The following is an 18,555-nucleotide window of genomic DNA, read 5'->3' on the forward strand; positions in this document are numbered from 1 at the left end:
TTCGTTCGATCGTTTTGGGAAGCTTTATGACTCCTGTGGGGTCAAATAGCAACTGTTCGGAGACGAGCAACCGCAACTACTACCAATGCTTGAAGCTACCAATGCACTCGGGAACGCCGTACTGTCCACCGGAGGAGGAACCCTCACTGACCCCACTGCCGCGGCAGCCATTGCCGTCGGCCTCGCTGCACTCGGTGCGGGCTACGCGGAGCGTGGTATCGGCTCGGCCGCCGTCGGCGCGATGGCCGAGGACGACGACCTCTTCGTCAACGGGCTCATCCTGACGGTGCTCCCCGAGACGATCGTCATCCTCGCACTAGTTGTCGTTTTCCTGGTCCTGTAACGACGACTCCTCTTCTATATCCATGAGTTTGGACACTGTCGTTGAGGACGTTCGAGACGAAGCCCGCGCGCGTGCAGAGGAAATCCGCGAGGCGGCGGAGTCCGAGGCGGACGAGATCGTCGCCGAGGCGGAGGCCGATGCCGAGCGCATCCGCGAAGAGCGGCTCGCCGAGGTCGATCGCCAGATCGATCAGGAGCGTGAGCAGACGCTCTCCTCGGCCAAACTCGAGGCCAAACAGGAGCGGCTCGGGGCCCGTCGCGACGTCTTGGAGGACGTCTACGACGACGTCGAGGCCGCCATCGAGGAGCTCGACGGCGACCGCCGCCGCGAGCTGACCGAGACGCTGCTCGACGCGACCCTCGCGGAGTTCGACGACGACGAGAGCGTCGCCGTCTACACTCGCGCCGAGGACGTCGAGCTCGTCGAGGAGCTCGTCGAAGACCGCAACGCCGCGGTTGACGGCGAGATCGACTGCCTCGGCGGTATCGTCGCGGAGAGCGACACCTCTCGCGTTCGCGTGAACAACACGTTCGACTCGATCCTGGAGTCCGTCTGGGACGACGAGTTGAAGAACATCTCGGAGCGACTGTTCGACCAATGAGCGCCGTCGGGAGCTCGAACCCAGAGTACGTCGTCGCGCGGGTTCGTGCCCGCCGCGGCAGCCTCTACGGTGACGAGGAGTACCGGAAGCTGACCCGGATGGGCCCGGCGGAGATCGCCCGGTTCATGGAGGAGTCGAGCTACGGCGCGGACATCAACGCCCTCGGCAGTCGCCACGGCGGCGTGGACCTGATCGAGTACGCGTTGAACCGGAACCTCGCCGGGCAGTTCGACGACATCCTCGACTGGAGCGAGGGGTCGCTGTACGACCTGATCGCCCGGTACCTCCGCAAGTTCGACGCCTGGAACGTGAAGACGGTCATCCGCGGCGTCTACACGGACGCGGACCAGTCGGCGATCGAAGTCGACCTGATCCGCGCCGGCGAGTTCGACGACCGACGGATCCGGCGGCTGCTCGAGGCCGACTCGATCGACGCGGTCGTCGAGGTGCTCGAAGACACCATCTACGGGGACCCGCTTCGAGAGGCGCACGCCGAGTACGAGGAGACGGGCGTGCTGGTGCCGCTGGAGAACGCCGTCGACCGCGCGTTCTACGAGCGGCTCCTGTCGGGGCTGGGCAACGACGAGCCCACCCGCCAGTACGAGGCGTTCCTCAAGGCGGAGGTCGACTTCCGGAACGCGGCGAACGCCCTCCGGCTCGCCCGGTCGGGCGCGGATATCGACCCCGCGGCGTACTTCATCGAGGGCGGCGAGCTGTTCACCCGGGGGTCGCTCGCGCGGCTCGCGCGGAACCTCGACGACCTCGTCGAGTACATCGCTGACAGCCAGTACGGCGACGAGCTCGGGCCCGCGCTGCGCGAGCTCGAGGAGGCGGGCAGCCTCATCGCGTTCGAGCACGCGATCGACGCCGCCCTGTTGGCTTACGGCGACCGGCTCGGCACGATTCACCCGGTGTCGGTCACGCCGGTGATCTCGTACATCCTCGCGAAGGAGCGCGAGGTCGAGAACATCCGGGCGATCGCCCGCGGGAAGGAGGCCGGTCTGTCGGCCGACCAGATCGAATCGGAGCTGGTGATAACATGAGCCAGGAGATCGCCGTCGTCGGGAGTCCCGAGTTCACCACCGGATTCAGGCTCGCCGGCGTGCGGAAGTTCGAGAACGTACCGGACGACGAGAAGGACGAGCGGCTCGACGACGCCGTCGAACGGACCCTCGAAGACGAGGGGACCGGCATCATCGTGATGCACGACGACGACCTCGACCACCTCTCGCGGGGGACCCGCGAGACGGTGGAGGGGAGCATCGAGCCCGTGCTCGTGACTCTCGGCGGGTCCGGCGCCGGCAGCGGCGGGCTGCGCGACCAGATCAAACGAGCCATCGGGATCGACTTGATGGAGGAGGACGACTAATATGAGTAAAGCAGAATCCACGGAGACCACCCCAAGCGAAGACGGTGTTATCCAAAGCGTGAGCGGTCCGGTCGTGAGCGCCCGCGACCTCGACGCCCGCATGAACGACGTCGTCTACGTCGGCGACGAAGGCCTCATGGGGGAAGTGATCGAGATCGAAGGCGACATCACGACCATTCAGGTGTACGAGGAGACCTCCGGGGTCGCCCCCGGTGAGCCCGTCGAGAACACGGGCGAGCCGCTGTCGGTCGACCTTGGTCCGGGTATGCTGGACGCCATCTACGACGGCGTTCAGCGTCCCCTGGACGTGCTGGAGGGCAAGATGGGCAGTCCGTACCTCGACCGCGGGGTCGACGCGCCCGGCATCGACCTCGAGAAGGAGTGGGAGTTCGAGCCCACCGTCGAGGTCGGCGACGAAGTCGGCCGCGGCGACGTGGTCGGCGTCGTCGAGGAGACGGTCACCATCGACCACAAGGTGATGGTGCCGCCGGACGCCCTCGACGAGGGCGAGACCACCGAGGTCACCGCCGTCGAGTCGGGCTCGTTCGACGTCACCGAGACGGTGGCCGAGCTCGCCAACGGGACGACCGTCTCGATGCATCAGGAGTGGCCCGTCCGCGAGGCGCGCCCCTCCGCGAACAAGAAGACGCCCCGGACGCCGCTGGTGTCCGGTCAGCGCATCCTCGACGGCCTGTTCCCCATCGCGAAGGGCGGGACGGCCGCGATTCCGGGGCCGTTCGGCTCCGGGAAGACGGTCACGCAGCACCAGCTCGCGAAGTACGCTGACGCCGACATCATCGTCTACGTCGGCTGCGGCGAGCGCGGCAACGAGATGACCGAGGTCATCGAGGACTTCCCGGAACTCGAGGACCCGGCCAACGGCAACCCGCTGATGGCCCGGACCTCGCTCATCGCGAACACCTCGAACATGCCCGTCGCGGCGCGTGAGTCCTGTATTTACACGGGGATCACGATCGCCGAGTACTACCGCGACATGGGGTACGACGTGGCGCTGATGGCCGACTCCACCTCGCGGTGGGCGGAGGCCATGCGCGAGATCTCCTCCCGGCTGGAGGAGATGCCCGGCGAGGAGGGGTACCCCGCGTACCTCGCCGCCCGGCTCGCGCAGTTCTACGAGCGCGCCGGCTACTTCGAGAACGTCAACGGGACGGAGGGCTCCGTCTCGGCGATCGGCGCGGTGTCGCCGCCCGGCGGCGACTTCTCGGAGCCGGTCACGCAGAACACGCTGCGCATCGTGAAGACGTTCTGGGCGCTCGACGCGGACCTGGCGGAGCGCCGCCACTTCCCGTCGATCAACTGGAACGAGTCGTACTCGCTGTACAAGGACCAGCTCGACCCGTGGTTCGAAGACGAGGTCGCCGACGACTGGGCCGAGAAGCGCCAGTGGGCGGTCGACGTGCTCGACGAGGAGACCGAGCTGCAGGAGATCGTCCAGCTCGTCGGGAAGGACGCCCTCCCCGACGACCAGCAGCTCACCCTCGAGGTCGCGCGCTACCTGCGCGAGGCGTACCTCCAGCAGAACGCGTTCCACCCGGTGGACACCTACTGCCCGCCGGAGAAGACGTACCTCATGCTGACGACGATCGAGACGTTCAACGACGAGGCGTTCAGGGCGCTCGAAGCGGGCGTCCCCGTCGAGGAGATCGTCGACACGGATTCCGCACCCCGGATCAACCGGATCGGCGTCCAGGAGGACTACGAGGAGTACGTCGAGGAGCTCAAAGCGGAGATCACCGAGGAACTCCGGAGCCTCTACTAACATGAAAGAGTATCAAACCATCACCGAGATCAGCGGTCCCCTCGTGTACGCCGAGGTCGACGAGGCCATCGGCTACGACGAGATCGTCGAGATCGAGACGGCACAGGGGGAGACGCTGCGCGGACAGGTGCTCGAATCCTCGGAAGGCGTCGTCGCCATCCAGGTGTTCGAGGGCACCTCCGGTATCGACCAGAACGCGTCCGTCCGCTTCCTGGGCGAGACGATGAAGATGCCCGTCACCGAGGACCTGCTCGGACGGGTCCTCGACGGCTCCGGTCGCCCGATCGACGACGGTCCGGAGATCGTTCCCGAGGAGCGACAGGACATCGTCGGCGCGGCGATCAACCCGTACTCGCGGGAGTACCCCGAGGAGTTCATCGAGACGGGCGTCTCCGCGATCGACGGGATGAACACCCTCGTTCGCGGCCAGAAGCTCCCGATCTTCTCGAGCTCCGGTCAGCCGCACAGCGAGCTGGCGATGCAGATCGCCCGGCAGGCCAGCGTGCCCGAAGAGGAGGAGGGCGACGACGAGGAGAGCTCCGAGTTCGCCGTCATCTTCGGCGCGATGGGGATCACGCAGGAGGAGGCGAACGAGTTCATGCAGGACTTCGAGCGCACCGGCGCGCTGGAGCGCTCCGTGGTCTTCATGAACCTCGCGGACGACCCCGCCGTCGAGCGGACGGTCACCCCGCGGATGGTGCTCACCACGGCCGAGTACCTCGCCTTCGAGAAGGACTACCACGTCCTCGTCATCCTGACGGACATGACCAACTACTGCGAGGCGCTCCGCGAGATCGGGGCGGCTCGCGAGGAGGTCCCGGGCCGACGCGGCTACCCCGGGTACATGTACACCGACCTGGCGCAGCTGTACGAGCGCGCCGGCCGGATTCAGGGTCGTGAGGGCTCGGTCACCCAGATCCCGATACTCACGATGCCGGGCGACGACGACACCCACCCGATCCCGGACCTGACCGGGTACATCACGGAGGGGCAGATCTACGTGGACCCCGACCTCAACAGTCAGGGCCTGCAGCCCCCGATCAACGTCCTCCCCAGCCTGTCGCGGCTGATGGACGACGGGATCGGCGAGGGGCTCACCCGCGAGGACCACGCCGACGTGAAAGACCAGATGTTCGCGGCGTACGCGGAGGGCGAGGACCTGCGCGACCTCGTGAACATCGTCGGGCGCGAGGCGCTCTCTGAGCTCGACAACAAGTACCTCGACTTCGCGGACGCGTTCGAGTCGGAGTTCGTCGACCAGGGCTTCGACCAGAACCGCGACATCGAGGAGACGCTGGAGATCGGCTGGGACCTGCTCTCGATGCTCCCGAAGGACGCCCTCAACCGGATCGACGAGGAGTTCATCGAGGAGTACTACCGCGAAGACGACTCCGAGCGCGAAGTCGTCGAAGCGGCCGACTGATCGCGGCTGCTCTCTTTCCGCTCTTTCGCACGCCGTCCCGACCAGCGGCGGCAGCGCGCGACTCGCCGGGAACGTGAGTCGATCGGCCTCCGACCGGACACCCCCGGTTACCCCACACGTTTTGGTTGTCCGACACCTTGAGAGTGTATGACACGCCCGGGGCTCCAGACCGACGCGGGGACCGAACGACCGGCGCGTGCGTCTGGAACGGTGACATCGGCGAGTACCGAGACCGTCGATGAGGCGCTCAAGACCCGTTCGATGGACGAGGCGCCGGTCGGGATCACGGTTGCGGACGCGACGCAGCCGGATATGCCGTTGATCTACGTGAACGCCGCGTTCGAGCGGATGACGGGGTACTCGCCGTCGTACGCGGTCGGACGCAACTGCCGGTTCCTGCAGGGGGAGGCGACGCGGGAGAAGCCGGTCGGGCAGATGCGTGCCGCCATCGAGGACGACGAGGCGACGACGGTCGAACTCCGCAACTACCGACGGAGCGGCGAGCTGTTCTGGAACGAGGTGACGATCGCACCACTGCGGGACGACGCCGGTGAGGTCGCGTACTACGTCGGCTTTCAACAGGACGTCACGCGTCGCAAGCGCGCCGAGCAGGCGGCCGCGAACCGGGCGGCGCGGATCGAACACGAGCGGGTCGCGCAGGCGCGCCTCTTGGAGCGGTTGGACGGCGTCGTCGCCGACGTCACCGAGGCGGTAACGCGGGCGTCGTCCCGCGAGGACCTCCGGCAGGAGGTGGTTCGGAGCATCGCGGACACGTACACCGGGGCGTGGATCGGAACGTACGACCCGGCGACCGAGGCGATCGAACCGCGAGCGGCGGCCGGCGAGGTCGGTCCGGAGACCGGACGGATCAGTATCGCGACCGCCGACTCCGACGGGCAATCGGTCAAGCGGGCCGTCGCGGCGGCGATCGACAGTCGGCGCGTACAGCTCGAACCGATCGGCCCGGACGAGGAGGGCGAGGCGTCCGCGGTCGCCGGGGTGCCGCTCTACTTCGGCGGAGCGGTTTACGGCGTCATCGCCGTCTACGCACAGACCGAAGCGTTCCGGCGGCACGAGCGCGACGTACTGACGGCGCTCGGGCGGACCGTCGCGATCGGGATCAACGCGCTCGAGAGCCAGCGGACCCTCCGGGGCGAGGGCGTCGTCGAGTTCGAACTGGCGTTCCGCGGGCACCCGCTGGGCTCGTTCGCCGAGGCGCTGTCCTGCTCGCTCCGCCACGCGGGGACCGTCGGCGACCGCGACGAGCGGTCGCTGCTGTTCGAGACCGACGGAGCGGCGGGCGTCGACGCCGAACGCATCCGCGCGGCCGGCGAGGCGGCGGGCGTCACGGTCCACGCGGTTCTCGCCGCGGAGACCGACGTTCCCGTGATCGAGGTGTCCGTGGAGGAGACGGGGCTGGAGGAGTTGCTCAGGGAGTACAGCGGCGAGGTGTGCGGCTGGGCGATCGAGGAGAACGTCGCGGTCGTAACGATCGAGGTCGGTCGAGAGGCGTTGGCGCGGTCGCTCGCGACCGATGCGATGGAGCAACTGCCGGACGCAGACCTCCGCAGCTACTGCCGGCGTGAACAGACGCGCCAGACGCCCCGCGGGTTCGCCGCGGAGATCGAGTCGCAGCTGACGGAGCGACAGCGGGCCGCGCTGATCCGCGCGTACACGAGCGGGTACCTCGAGTGGCCACACGAGACGAACGGAGAGGAAATCGCCGACTCCATGGGCGTGACCCGGTCGACGTTTCACCAGCACCTGCGAGCGGCACAGCGCAAGATCGCGACGGCGATCTTCGAACGCTGAACGGGCTCGATCGACGGCGAACGCCTGCCGTTAGGGAAGTTTCGTCCGGGTCACTCGGACGGCCACACTAGTTGTGTACGCCGCTTACATCTGATCTTTCCATATGTTTACGTGCGCCATGATGGCACAACCCGGTAGCGAAGGGATCTGGCTCTGGATAGGGACGCTAGGTATGCTCCTGGGGATGGTGTACTTCATCGCCAGGGGGTGGGGGGAGACCGACAGGCGGCGGCAGGAGTTCTACATCGTGACGATATTCATCACCGCCATCGCGTTCGTCAACTATCTCGCGATGGCGCTCGGATTCGGGCTAACGACGGTGACGCTCGGCGGCGAGGAGCTGCCGATATACTGGGCCCGGTACACCGATTGGCTGTTCACGACGCCGCTCCTGCTCATCGACCTCGGCCTGCTCGCCGGAGCGACCCGTAACCAGCTCGCGTCGCTGGTCGGCCTCGACGTGCTGATGATCGCCACCGGGGCGATCGCGACGCTGTCGACGAGCGCGGCCGTGCTCTCCGCGGGCGGGACGCGGCTCGTCTGGTGGGGCGTCTCCACCGGGTTCCTGCTCGTGCTCCTGTACATGCTGTACGGGTCGCTCGACGAGAAGGCGTCCGAGCTGTCGGGGTCGGCCGCGTCGACGTTCAGCACCCTCCGGACGCTGATCGTCGTCGTCTGGCTGGTGTATCCGGTCTGGTGGATCCTCGGCACCGAAGGGTTGCAGATCATCTCGCTCAACGTCGAGACGGCGGGATTCATGGTGCTCGATCTGGTCGCGAAGGTCGGATTCGGGTTCATCCTGCTGTCGAGCCGCGAGGTCCTCGACGCCGCCGGCTCGGCGACCGCGGAGCCCGGAGCGGCGGACTAACGGGGGCCGACGCGCGACCGACGTTCCGGACGGGATCGGCGCGCCACACCCGGCTCGGGACGCCGGTCGGTGTCGACCGGCGGAGCGGCGAGGTGCTCGATCGATGATGCGTCGGTCCGTCCGACGCGTCGTGTGAACCGATCCGTGCGGTCACCGCGGTTACCACCAATGAACGTTCCGTTCACCTACGTCCAGTTTCACCTCGCGTTCCTCGTCCCGGCCGTGCTGTTCCTCGTCGCGACCGGCTTCGTGAGCCGGTCGTCGAGCGACGGAAGCGACACCGGCCAGTCGCACGGCTGGCGACACTACTGGGCCGGCGTGGTCATCATCACGGCCGTCGCGCTGGCGTACACGACCCCGTGGGACAACTACCTCATCGCCAGAGGAGTGTGGTGGTACGGTGACGGGCGAACCGCGCTGCGGATCTGGAACGCCCCGATCGAAGAGTACCTGTTCATCGTCGTCCAGCCGTGGCTGACCGCGTTGTGGCTCTCGCACTTCGATGCCGACAACTCGTGGGAACGATCGGCACGCCCCGTGGCGGGGCGGGTCGTCGGCGTCGGGGCGGCGCTCGCGGTCGGCCTCGCCGGATGGCGACTGCTCGGCACCGACGGGGGGTTCTACCTCGGTGCGGTCCTCGCGTGGTCGGCGCCGGTGGTGGCGCTGCAGTGGGCGGTCGGGGGGCCGCAGCTCTGGGCCCGTCGGCGGGTCGTCGCGCTCGGAACGCTGCTCCCGGCGCTGTACCTCTGTCTCGCCGACCGGATCGCCATCGAGTTCGGCGTCTGGGTCCTCTCCGCCCGGTACACCACGGGAGTCGCGATCGGAGGACTTCCGATCGAGGAGGCGACGTTCTTCGTCGTGACGAACCTGTTCGTCGTACAGGGAGTGATCCTCTACCGGCTGGTGACGATCCGGTGGGCGACTGGGACCGCGGGCGACGAGCAGTCGGGCGACGAGCAGTCGGCCGTCAGGCGGGCTTCCGGCGATGGGAAGCGGGGACGCGTCGGTCCCGGCGTCGACGGCGAGTTCGAGGACGCCGGCGGCTGACAGACGAGAGCGCGACGAGCGCTGGAGTCCGTCGACGAACAATAAAAGGTTAACAGGCTCGGTTCGTTATCTCCCTCCAATAGATGGCCAAGGACGTCAAACCGACACGCAAGAACCTGATGGCGATCGAGGACCGCATCGAGCTCTCCGAGCGCGGTCACGACACGCTCGAGCAGAAGCGTGACGGCCTCATCATGGAGTTCATGGACATCCTCGATCAGGCGCAGGACGTCCGGTCGGACGTGTCCGAGAACTACGAGACGGCCCAGCGCAAGATCGACATGGCCCGGGCGATGGAGGGCGACGTCGCCGTCCGCGGCGCGGCCGCGGCGCTGAAGGAACACCCCGAGATCACGACCCAGTCGAAGAACATCATGGGCGTCGTGGTCCCGCAGATCGAGTCCTCGAAGGTGCGGAAGAGCCTCGACGAACGCGGCTACGGGCTGCTCGGTTCCTCCGCGCGGATCGACGAGGCCGCGGACGCCTACGAGGAGCTGTTAGAGAAGATCATTCTCGCCGCCGAGGTCGAGACGGCGATGAAGAAGATGCTCACGGAGATCGAGACCACCAAGCGCCGCGTGAACGCGCTGGAGTTCACGCTCCTCCCGACCCTGTACGAGAACCAGGAGTACATCGAGCAGAAGCTCGAAGAGCAGGAGCGCGAGGAGATCTTCCGCATGAAGAAGATCAAGGCCAAAAAGGAGGAAGAGGAGGCGGAAGCGGAAGCCGAGGCCGCCGCCGAGGCCGCAGCGGCCGAAGCCGGGGACCCGGAGCCCGCGGACTGACCCCGGCCGCCCGCTCGCGCGTCTAGCAGTCAGATCGATTCGTCTCTATGTCTTGTCCCCACTGCGACGCCGCCGTCGTCGCGTTCGCCGTCCCGCCCGCGCTCCGCGAGCACGCGCCGGCTCCGACGACGGCGATCTGCACGCGGTGTCTCCGGACGTACCCGGCCAGCGACGCCGACGCCCCGACCGACGAGCGCGCCACCGACGGGTCCGGTCCGGACTTCTCGGCGGTCGACCCCGCGTTCCCCGCCGGCGAGGCGGGTATCGCCCTCGCGCTCGCCTGCGGGCAGCTGGAGTCGCTGGCGCTCAACCGGGCGTCGATCGAGGCGCTCGTCGCGCACGCGGAGCGGTCGGGGGCGGACGCCTTCGCCTTTTTCGAGCGACTCGACGCCGCCGACGCCGCGTTCGACCTCGAACGGCGGCGGTCGGCGTTACTCGATCTGCTGTAGCCGAGCTCCCACGGTCGCCGTCGAAGGCGCCGCCCGCTCACCGATCGTCGTCGATGTCGATCCCGTCCGGATCGTTCCACTCGTTCTCTCCGTCCGACCCGTCGCTGCCGTCGTCCGCCTCGGTCCCGGCCGGGCCGAGCCCTTTCTCCCCTCGCCGCCGCTCGTGGACGGCGAGACCGGCCGTGCGCGAGTCGCTCCCCGGCGCGTAGGGGTCCTCCGACGGGTCGTAGTCGCGCTCGCCGCGCTCGAACACGTACGCGAAGAAGCCGAAGAGCGGGACGAAAAAGCAGATGAGCGCCCACTTGTTCCGATTCATCCCGTGGTTCGGCGCGTCGAGGTAGGCGTAGGCGGCGAACGCGACGAGCCAGCCGAGCGGGACGCCGACGAGGATGACAGCGACGAACGGCTCCATACCTCCGCTTCGGGCTCATCGGCTTAAACGCACGGGTGGTGACGGGGAACGAGTCGACGGGGCCGAGCGGACACCCGTCGGCCGACCCGATGGCTCGCCCCGCAAGCGGTGGCGGCGGTGGCTCCGATCAGCGACGCTCGCCGCGGCCGGGCCCGCCGCGTGTCGACCGAGTGACTGCGATCCGGCACGCGAGGGTCGTGAGTACGGCGATCGCGACGCGCGAGACGGACCCCAGCGGGAGTTGGACGATCGACACGAGTGTGGTCGTCAGCGAGAACATGACGACGACGGGGAGTACCCAGCTGACAGCCAGTATCCACGGCGTGGCCAAGCCGCCGAGGCGGCCGGCGCCGAGCCGGAACTCCGCGACCGCTTCGTCCCGGAGCACCCAACCGCCGATCGCGAGGAAGGCGAACAGGCCGACCGTCAGCATGACGTCGACGACCTGCCCGGAGACGAACCGGAACGCCGGCCCGACGAGGGCGAGCGCGCTTCCGGTCGCGGCGATCAGCGCCGTCACGAGCAGCGTCGCCGACCGGCGCGACGCGTCGTAGTTGTCGACGAGCGTTGCGACGGGGGTTTCGAGCAGATTGATGCCGCTCGTCACCGCCGCCAAGAGGACGGTCGTGAAGAAGACCGTCGCGACGAGGGGGCCGCCGGGGAGCGAGGCGAAGGCGGTCGCGAGCGCGACGAACAGCGCGCCGGGGCCGCCCTCACCGGGAGGGGTCCCCTGTGAGATCAGCAGCGGGAGGACGACCAGCCCGGCGAGCACGCCGATGGCCGTGTTCGAGACGGCGATCACGAGCGTGTCGCGCGGGAGCGACGCGTCCTCGTCGAGGTACGAGGCGTAGGTGAGCATCGAACCGGCACCCAGCGAGAGCGTGAACAACGCCTGTCCGGCCGCTGGCCCGAGTACGTCGAAGAAGTGCGCCGTGAGGTACTCCACGTCGAAGTCGAGGTAGAATGCGTACCCCGCGGCCGTGTTGGGCTGGGTGGCCGTCCACACGGCGAGCCCGGCCAGCAACACGACGACCGCGGGAAGCATGACCTTCGAGACGCGTTCGATCCCCCGACTCACGCCGAAGAAGACGATCGTGGCGATGATCGCGAGGAAAACCAGGTGGAAGGCGACCGCAGGGAGCCCGTGGCTCGCCTGACCGAAGTACTGCTGTGGCCGGGCGAAGTACACCCCGGTCGGCGACGACATCGCATACCTGAGGATCCAGCCGCCGACGACCGAGTAAAATGACAGCATGACGACGGTCGTGACGACGTTGAACGCGCCCACCGGTGTGCCCCATCGAGAGCCGATGAGCGCGCGGAGTGCGCCGATCGGCGTCTGGCGGCCGCGCCGCCCGAGGACGAACTCGGTGAGCAGTCCCGGAACGCCGACGCCGACGACGAGGAACAGGTACAGCACGAGGAAGGCGCTCCCGCCGTTGTCAGCGGTCAGCCACGGGAACCGCCAGATGTTCCCGAGGCCGGCCGCGCTGCCGACAGCCGCGAGGACGAACCCCACATTCGAGACCCACGAGTCACGATCGACCATCAGTGTACGATGGTGGCCGGTATACGCGCAAATTTGTGTTGGTTCGGCGGCTCGTCGAACGGGAGGCCGGACCGCGGGACCGAGTTCGGGCTCTCGATGGTGGCCGACATCGCGAAGGCGCACGGGTGAGACGTTAGCGCGGCCGAGGAAGACGATCACGCGGAGGGGGTTCGATCCGCCGGTGTTCAGGCCCAGTACGTCTCCGTCGGCGTTCCGGCCGAAGGACACTATCCGGTCGAGCCCGTATCGACTTCATGCAGCTGTTCTGGCACCGACGGGATCCGCGGACGCGCGACAACGCCGGGCTCGCGGCGGCGGCGGAGGCGGGGACCGTCCTCCCCGTCTTCGTCCACGACGCCGACCCGTTCGAGGCCGTGAGCGCACGCCAGCGGGCGTTCGCTCTCCGCCACGTGAAACGGCTGAAGGCGCGCTATCGGGAACTCGGGAGCGACCTGATCGTTCGGGCGGGCGATCCAGACGAGGTGCTCCCCGCCCTCGCGGGCGAGTACGGTTCCGAGACCGTCTTCTACAACGAGTACTACCGCCCGGTTCGGCAGAGCCGCCGGCGGGCCGTCGACGCCGCCCTCGCCGACGCGGGCGTCGAGAGCGAGGCGCGGACCGACGCCGTGCTGGTGGATCCCGGGCGGCTGGCGGAGCGCTACGCGAATCACGGGCGGTTTCACGACGACTGGGCGGGGGTTCCGAAGGCCGACCCGTACCCCGAGCCCGAGCCGGACGCGCTGGCCGACGTGCGGGACGAGACGGGCGTCCCCGAGGCCGACACCGACGTCGACCTCCCCGGCACTGGGTACGAGGCCGCTCGCGAGCGGTTCGACGAGTTCCTCGACTACGGGATCCGGTCGTACGCCGACACCCGCGACGACCTCGCGCGGGCCGTCGAGGCCCCGACGCACGCGGTCTCCCGGATGTCGCCGTATCTCGCGACCGGCGCGATCGGGATCCGGGAGACGTGGGCGGACGCGACCGACGCGTTCGAGGCGGCGACGGGCGACGCGCGCCGCAACGTCGACAAATACCGCGACGAGCTGTCGTGGCGCGAGCAGATGTACCACCTGCTGTACTACAACCCCGATCTGGCCGTGGCGAACTACAAGTCGTTCCCGAACCCGATCGCGTGGCGCGAGGCCGACGGGGAGTTCGAGGCGTGGAGGCGCGGGGAGACCGGCTACCCGCTCGTCGACGCCGGGATGCGTCAGCTGAACGCGGAGGGGTACGTCCACAACCGCCCGCGACAGGTGGTCGCGAGTTTCCTCGCGAAACACCTCCTGATCGACTGGCGGCGCGGGGCGCGCTACTTCACCGAACAGCTGATCGACCACGACTACGCCTCGAACCACGGGGCGTGGCAGTGGACCGCCTCCACCGGCACCGACTCGGTCGACGTACGCATCTTCGATCCGGTGGCGCAGATGGCGAAATACGACGTCGACGCGACGTTCGTGAAGGCGTACGTCCCCGAGCTCCGCGACGTACCGGCCGAGAAGGTCGTCGACTGGCCGACCCTCTCGCGGGACGAGCGTGAGGGGCTCGCGCCCGACTACCCGCACCCGATCGTCGATCGAGACGACGGGTACGAGCGCGCCCAGCGGGTGTTCGAGGAGGCGCTCGGGAAGCGGTGAGACGGTCGCCGACCCGGTCGGAAGCCGCGACGGGGTGCCGGCCGTCCAGAGCGGTGGCACTTCGCATGCGGTGGGCTCGGTCCAGATCCGCTTCCGTTCGTGGCCCCGCGTCCGTCGACCCCGGACTGACTCCCGTGCTGTCGACGCCGCCCCGTTCGGGGACTCTCACCGACGCATCGTCAGGCGTGTCGGCGTCGGGAACCGCCTCGTCGCCGTCGACTGAGCCGACATCCGTTTCGAACTGATCGAGTGTGTCCGAGAGCCGGGCGGCGCGCTCGGAGAGCGACGAGAAGGATGGAGATGACGAGCTTCGCTCGGTAGTTCCGGCGGATCACCCCGGAGTGAGTCGCAGTGCGACCCGGCCAATCACCGATTCGCCGGCCTCGTCGCCCGCAGAGCCGTCGGAGTGGTCTTGGGGCGCTCCGCTGGTTCGTCGTCCCGTATCGTCACTCATGCGGCTCCCCCGTCTGCGGAGTCGACTTCGGGCCCGAGAATGCGCCGTCCGTTGCTCGCGGCGACCGGAAGCAAGCGTCACATCGACGGGATCGAGCGGTCGGCGATACGGGTTTACCGTCGGGGAGTGTAGCGGGACCGATGGCACAACGGTCTCTCCCCGTTCGCGCGCTCTGGTTCGTCTTCGTCGGGTGGTGGGCGACGCCGGTCGTCGTCAACACCGCGTGGCTGCTCAACGTCACGGTCGTCCTCCTCCCGATCGGCATCAAACTGATCAACCTCGTACCCACGGTGCTCACTTTCGCGGAGCCGCGGTCGCTTTCGGATCCCGACGCGGAGCGGGGGCAGCGCTCGCTCGCCGTCCGAGCCGTCTACTTCGTCTTCGTCGGCTGGTGGCTGAGTCTGCTGTGGGCGAACGTGGCGTCGGTCCTCGCAATCACGGTCGTCGGACTGCCGGTCGCCGTCTGGATGCTCAATCGGTTGCCGTACGTCACGTCGCTGTACCGGTTTCACGGGTGAGCACGGGGACGGTCGTCGAGGTCGGGCGACCGGTCGGCGGTCCGTATCCTCGCCCGATCCGACGGGTTAAAACTCTCACCTCAGCAATCACCCGGTAATGAGTCTCGTCGTTACCGACACTCTGGCAGACGAGCGCGTCGAGTTCACGGCCGACGGCGACGTCACGCTGTACGTCTGCGGTCTGACGGTGTCGGACGACCCTCACCTCGGACACGCCCGGCTGTGGTTCCACGCCGACGTGCTCCACCGGTGGCTCGAACACGTCGGCTACGACGTGCGCCACGTCGAGAACGTCACCGACGTGAACGAGAAGATCACGGCCCGCGTCGGCGAGCGCGACGCGTGGCGCGACGAGCGCGACGTGGCCGAGACGTTCACCGCGACGACCTTCGACGCGATGCGCGGCCTCAACCTCAAGCGAGCCGAGGTGTACCCCCGCGTCACCGAACACGTCCCCGAGATCGTCGACCTCGTCGAGACCCTCATCGAGAAGGGGTACGCCTACGAGTCGAACGGCTCCGTCTACTTCGACGTGACGCGCTTCGACGACTACGGGGCGCTCTCGAACCAGGAGATCGACGCGCTCGAAGCGCAGGGCGAACCGGACGAGCGGTCGGAGAAGCGGAACCCCGCCGACTTCGCGCTGTGGAAGGCCGACGGCGTGAGCGAGACCGCGGCGCGAGAGCACGCGAAACACGACCACGGCGAGACGACGCCGACCGGTGAGACGTGGGACTCCCCGTGGAGCGAGGGGCGCCCCGGGTGGCACGTCGAGTGCTCGGCGATGTCGACGACGCACCTCGGCGACACCCTCGACATCCACATGGGCGGGCGCGACCTGGTGTTCCCGCACCACGAAAACGAGATCGCGCAGTCGGAGGCCGCCACCGGCGAGACGTTCGCGCGCCACTGGCTCCACGTCGGCCTGCTGGCGATGGACGGCGAGAAGATGTCCTCCTCGATCGGCAACTTCTGGACCGTGCCGGACGCGTTGGAGGAGCTCGGCGTCAACGTCGTCCGAACCTTCTACGCCGGCGCCGCCTACCGCTCCGAGCAGGCGCTCACCGAGGAGACGATCGCCGAGGCCGAGGAGCGCTGGGAGCGCCTCTCGCGCACCTACGACCGCGCCGTCGACGCGCTCGACTCCGTGGACGCCCGCGCGAAGGCCGACGACGACGACCTGCGCGAGGCGGTCGAAACCGCCCGTGACGACTTCACGGCCGCGATGAACGACGACCTGAACCTCCGGGAGGCGACCGCGGCGCTCCTGGACCTCACCGACGCGGTGAACCGCCACGTGGACGCGGTCGAGGACGCGGGAGACGACGCCGGGTCCGCCTACGACTACCGCGCCCTCCGCGAGGCCGTCGGCGCGTTCGAGGCGCTCGGCGGCGACGTGCTCGGGCTCCAGTTCGAGTCGCCGACCGACGGCGACGTGGACCTCGCCGGCGAGCTTGTCGAGCTCGTGTTGGACGTGCGCGAGGCCGAACGCGAGGCCGGGAACTACGAGCGCGCCGACGACCTGCGTGACGCGCTCCACGAGGTCGGCGTCGAGATCGAGGACGGCCCGGACGGCGCGACGTACCGGTTCGAGTAGCGGTCGCTACTCGGCCGAAGAGGGACGGCGCCTCGTGAACAGAACCAACCCGCCGCCGACAGCGATGAGTCCGATCGGGAGGAGAGCCACCGGAATCGGGAGCCGGCACTCGTTCGTTCCGTCGGGCGTGTACAGCAGGTCCGACCCCGCAAGACCGACGAGGCCGACTCCCTGCCGCTGTGCCTCCGGGACGCCGACGTCGGTGCAGCCGCCGACCAACAGGCCGGGGAAGTTGGCCAGCTGCGCGAGGACGACGGCGGATCCGACCGCGAGAAACGCGCCGCCGAGGAGGGCGAGCCGCCTCATAGCCGACAGCTAACGGCGGGGACACGCATAACATGTGTGCCGACCGCGTCCCGTCATAGGTGTGGAGGTGTCCGTGATCGCACCCTTGCGAGCGGGCTGTTACTCCAACACGTGTTCGGTGTCGTATGACCCGAGCACTTTGACCCAGCCGTTGTCGGCGATGGCCTCGATATCCTCGACCGCCTTCGCCATGTGCTTCTCGTAGAGCCCGGCGTCGACGTCGAAGTGGAACAGGTAGTCGCCGAGGCGCTCGCCGCTCGGACGCGACTCGATCCGCGAGAGGTTGAGGTTGCGGTCGGCGAACGCCTCCAGCAGTTCGAGCAGGAGACCGGGGTAGTTCGCGTTCGGGTAGACGATGAGGGTCGTCTTCCCGCCGGCGTCGGAGCGCGCGGACTCGGGCGCGACGACGAGGAAGCGGGTCGCGTTGGACGTGCGGTCCTGGATGTCCTCGGCGAGGATCGTGAGGTCGTCGCCGGCGTTGTCCGGGTGGCCGATCCCGGCGATGCGGGCGTCCTCGCGGGCGCGTTCGACGCCGCGCGCGGTCGAGGCGACCGCTTCGAGGCCCGCGTTCGGATAGTTCGCCTCCAGCCAGTTGCGACACTGCGCGAGCGCCTGCGAGTGGCTGGCGACGACCTCGAACTCCGACCCCTGCGCGAGGAGGGCGTGGCGGATGGGGGTGACGACCTCGCGGGTGACCGACACGTCGTGATTCGCTAACGCGTCGAGACTCTCCGTGACGGAGCCCTCGATGCTGTTCTCGATGGGGACGACCCCCCGCTCGAACTCGCCGGTCGCGACGGCGTCGACGATGGCGGTGACCGACTCGCGGAACGACACCTCGGCGGCGACGGCCCGCGCCGCACGGTGCGAGTACGTGCCGGCGGGACCGAGCGTGACGGCGTTCATCGACACTACATATCAGACCGCGTTAGAAAAGCGTGCGGGTCGGACGGATATTGGCTGGACGCGTGAGGCGATCGCGATTGGCCGGATGGGGGGCGGCGGTCGATTCGCCGGTAGGGGCGACGGATCGCCGCCTCACTCCCCCTCGGTCGGCACCGCCGCCAGCGCCGCCTCCGCCGCCCGGACCGCGGTCGCACCGTCGCGCCGCCCCACCACGACGACGAGCGTCCCACCGGTGACGCCGGCGGCCTCGACCGCGACGCCGGCGGCCGCGAGCCGGCGGAGGACCGCCGCGAGCGCCGCGGCGTCGACCGCGCCGGTGGCGAGGAGCGCCGTGTCGCGTCCCTCCGGCACGACCGCCGCGCCGCCGACGCGGAGGAGGGGGTCTCCCTCGGTGACGGCGGCGTCTTCGGCCTCGGCCTCGACCTCGGCGATCCCCACCCCGCTCTGCATCGACACGCTGGCCGCGCGGTCGGCGGTCGCGTAGTCGGGGAGCTCCTCGCGGAACCGGCGGAGCGCGGTCGCGATCGCGTCGGTGTCGGCGTCGCCGTCGCCGTCGCCACCGAGACCGGCCTCGTCGACCAGCCACGCGGCGGCGGCGCTGTGGTTGAGGACGCCGGCGCGGAGCGCGTCGAGGACGAAGGGACGGGCCCGGGCGGCCTCGCGGGTCTCGGCTGCGAGCGACATGGCCGGACCTGC

The 18,555-nt window shown here is 68.7% G+C and carries 19 protein-coding genes; 14 read left to right on the plus strand and 5 right to left on the minus strand.

Features of this window, described 5'->3' with window-relative positions; genetic code table 11:
* The first annotated feature begins 85 nt into the window (after positions 1-85).
* The 11 genes from ACT4MF_RS04535 to ACT4MF_RS04585 all read left to right on the plus strand — a co-directional run bounded on the left by ACT4MF_RS04535 (position 86) and on the right by ACT4MF_RS04585 (position 10,477).
* Positions 86-343 carry an ATP synthase subunit C-like protein gene (locus ACT4MF_RS04535; RefSeq protein ID WP_444681866.1) on the plus strand — a complete coding sequence of 86 codons (258 nt, stop codon included), beginning with the start codon at positions 86-88 and terminating at the stop codon, positions 341-343.
* A gap of 22 nt (positions 344-365) precedes the next feature.
* Positions 366-944, plus strand: coding sequence for a V-type ATP synthase subunit E (locus ACT4MF_RS04540; RefSeq protein WP_099254552.1), 579 nt, complete (start codon positions 366-368; stop codon positions 942-944).
* The gene (locus ACT4MF_RS04545; protein WP_444681867.1) at positions 941-1,987 is read left to right on the plus strand and encodes a V-type ATP synthase subunit C; all 1,047 of its coding nucleotides are present in this window, start codon (positions 941-943) and stop codon (positions 1,985-1,987) included. The genes ACT4MF_RS04540 and ACT4MF_RS04545 overlap by 4 nt, the downstream gene beginning before the upstream one ends.
* The gene (locus ACT4MF_RS04550; RefSeq protein ID WP_099254554.1) at positions 1,984-2,313 is read left to right on the plus strand and encodes a V-type ATP synthase subunit F; all 330 of its coding nucleotides are present in this window, start codon (positions 1,984-1,986) and stop codon (positions 2,311-2,313) included. Before ACT4MF_RS04545 ends, ACT4MF_RS04550 begins: the two co-directional genes overlap by 4 nt.
* A 1-nt stretch (position 2,314) precedes the next feature.
* Positions 2,315-4,093 (plus strand): ATP synthase subunit A, encoded by a 1,779-nt coding sequence (locus tag ACT4MF_RS04555; RefSeq protein ID WP_099254555.1) that lies wholly within the window; start codon positions 2,315-2,317, stop codon positions 4,091-4,093.
* Position 4,094: 1 nt separating this feature from the next.
* Positions 4,095-5,516: a V-type ATP synthase subunit B gene (locus tag ACT4MF_RS04560; RefSeq protein WP_099254556.1), complete on the plus strand. Its 1,422-nt coding sequence runs from the start codon at positions 4,095-4,097 to the stop codon at positions 5,514-5,516.
* A 147-nt stretch (positions 5,517-5,663) separates the two neighbouring features.
* Positions 5,664-7,328, plus strand: coding sequence for a PAS domain-containing protein (locus ACT4MF_RS04565; protein ID WP_444681868.1), 1,665 nt, complete (start codon positions 5,664-5,666; stop codon positions 7,326-7,328).
* 121 nt (positions 7,329-7,449) lie between these two features.
* Positions 7,450-8,196 (plus strand): bacteriorhodopsin, encoded by a 747-nt coding sequence (locus ACT4MF_RS04570; protein ID WP_099254591.1) that lies wholly within the window; start codon positions 7,450-7,452, stop codon positions 8,194-8,196.
* A 168-nt stretch (positions 8,197-8,364) separates the two neighbouring features.
* Complete coding sequence (locus ACT4MF_RS04575; protein ID WP_444681869.1) at positions 8,365-9,243, plus strand: lycopene cyclase domain-containing protein; 879 nt, start codon at positions 8,365-8,367, stop codon at positions 9,241-9,243.
* Positions 9,244-9,326: 83 nt separating this feature from the next.
* On the plus strand, positions 9,327-10,028 hold the full coding sequence (locus ACT4MF_RS04580; protein WP_444681870.1) for a V-type ATP synthase subunit D: 702 nt from the start codon (positions 9,327-9,329) through the stop codon (positions 10,026-10,028).
* A 47-nt stretch (positions 10,029-10,075) separates the two neighbouring features.
* On the plus strand, positions 10,076-10,477 hold the full coding sequence (locus ACT4MF_RS04585; protein WP_444681871.1) for a DUF6276 family protein: 402 nt from the start codon (positions 10,076-10,078) through the stop codon (positions 10,475-10,477).
* 37 nt (positions 10,478-10,514) lie between these two features.
* Here ACT4MF_RS04585 and ACT4MF_RS04590 read toward each other — a convergent pair whose 3' ends face one another.
* Together ACT4MF_RS04590 and ACT4MF_RS04595 are read right to left on the minus strand one after the other, a co-directional pair.
* Complete coding sequence (locus ACT4MF_RS04590) at positions 10,515-10,889, minus strand: PLD nuclease N-terminal domain-containing protein (protein WP_444681872.1); 375 nt, start codon at positions 10,887-10,889, stop codon at positions 10,515-10,517.
* Between the two features lie 127 nt (positions 10,890-11,016).
* A complete protein-coding gene (locus tag ACT4MF_RS04595) occupies positions 11,017-12,438 on the minus strand; it encodes a sodium-dependent transporter (RefSeq protein WP_444681873.1) in 1,422 nt (473 codons plus the stop codon).
* Positions 12,439-12,692: 254 nt separating this feature from the next.
* On the opposite strand from ACT4MF_RS04595, the gene ACT4MF_RS04600 reads away from it, so the two are divergent.
* The 3 genes from ACT4MF_RS04600 (at position 12,693) to cysS (ending at position 16,647) form a co-directional block, all read left to right on the plus strand.
* Positions 12,693-14,078 carry a cryptochrome/photolyase family protein gene (locus tag ACT4MF_RS04600; RefSeq protein ID WP_444681874.1) on the plus strand — a complete coding sequence of 462 codons (1,386 nt, stop codon included), beginning with the start codon at positions 12,693-12,695 and terminating at the stop codon, positions 14,076-14,078.
* A 594-nt stretch (positions 14,079-14,672) separates the two neighbouring features.
* Positions 14,673-15,050, plus strand: coding sequence for a YccF domain-containing protein (locus ACT4MF_RS04605; RefSeq protein WP_444681875.1), 378 nt, complete (start codon positions 14,673-14,675; stop codon positions 15,048-15,050).
* A 97-nt stretch (positions 15,051-15,147) separates the two neighbouring features.
* On the plus strand, positions 15,148-16,647 hold the full coding sequence (gene cysS, locus ACT4MF_RS04610) for a cysteine--tRNA ligase (RefSeq protein WP_444681876.1): 1,500 nt from the start codon (positions 15,148-15,150) through the stop codon (positions 16,645-16,647).
* Positions 16,648-16,653: 6 nt separating this feature from the next.
* Here the strand turns inward: cysS and ACT4MF_RS04615 are convergent, their stop codons facing one another.
* The 3 genes from ACT4MF_RS04615 to ACT4MF_RS04625 all read right to left on the minus strand — a co-directional run bounded on the left by ACT4MF_RS04615 (position 16,654) and on the right by ACT4MF_RS04625 (position 18,543).
* Positions 16,654-16,953 (minus strand): hypothetical protein, encoded by a 300-nt coding sequence (locus ACT4MF_RS04615; protein WP_444681877.1) that lies wholly within the window; start codon positions 16,951-16,953, stop codon positions 16,654-16,656.
* 99 nt (positions 16,954-17,052) lie between these two features.
* On the minus strand, positions 17,053-17,859 hold the full coding sequence (gene pheA, locus ACT4MF_RS04620) for a prephenate dehydratase (RefSeq protein WP_099254567.1): 807 nt from the start codon (positions 17,857-17,859) through the stop codon (positions 17,053-17,055).
* 132 nt (positions 17,860-17,991) lie between these two features.
* Positions 17,992-18,543 carry a DUF7523 family protein gene (locus ACT4MF_RS04625; protein ID WP_444681878.1) on the minus strand — a complete coding sequence of 184 codons (552 nt, stop codon included), beginning with the start codon at positions 18,541-18,543 and terminating at the stop codon, positions 17,992-17,994.
* Positions 18,544-18,555 lie beyond the last annotated feature (12 nt).

Source organism: Halorubrum sp. FL23 (assembly GCF_052439115.2).
GTDB lineage: Archaea > Halobacteriota > Halobacteria > Halobacteriales > Haloferacaceae > Halorubrum > Halorubrum persicum.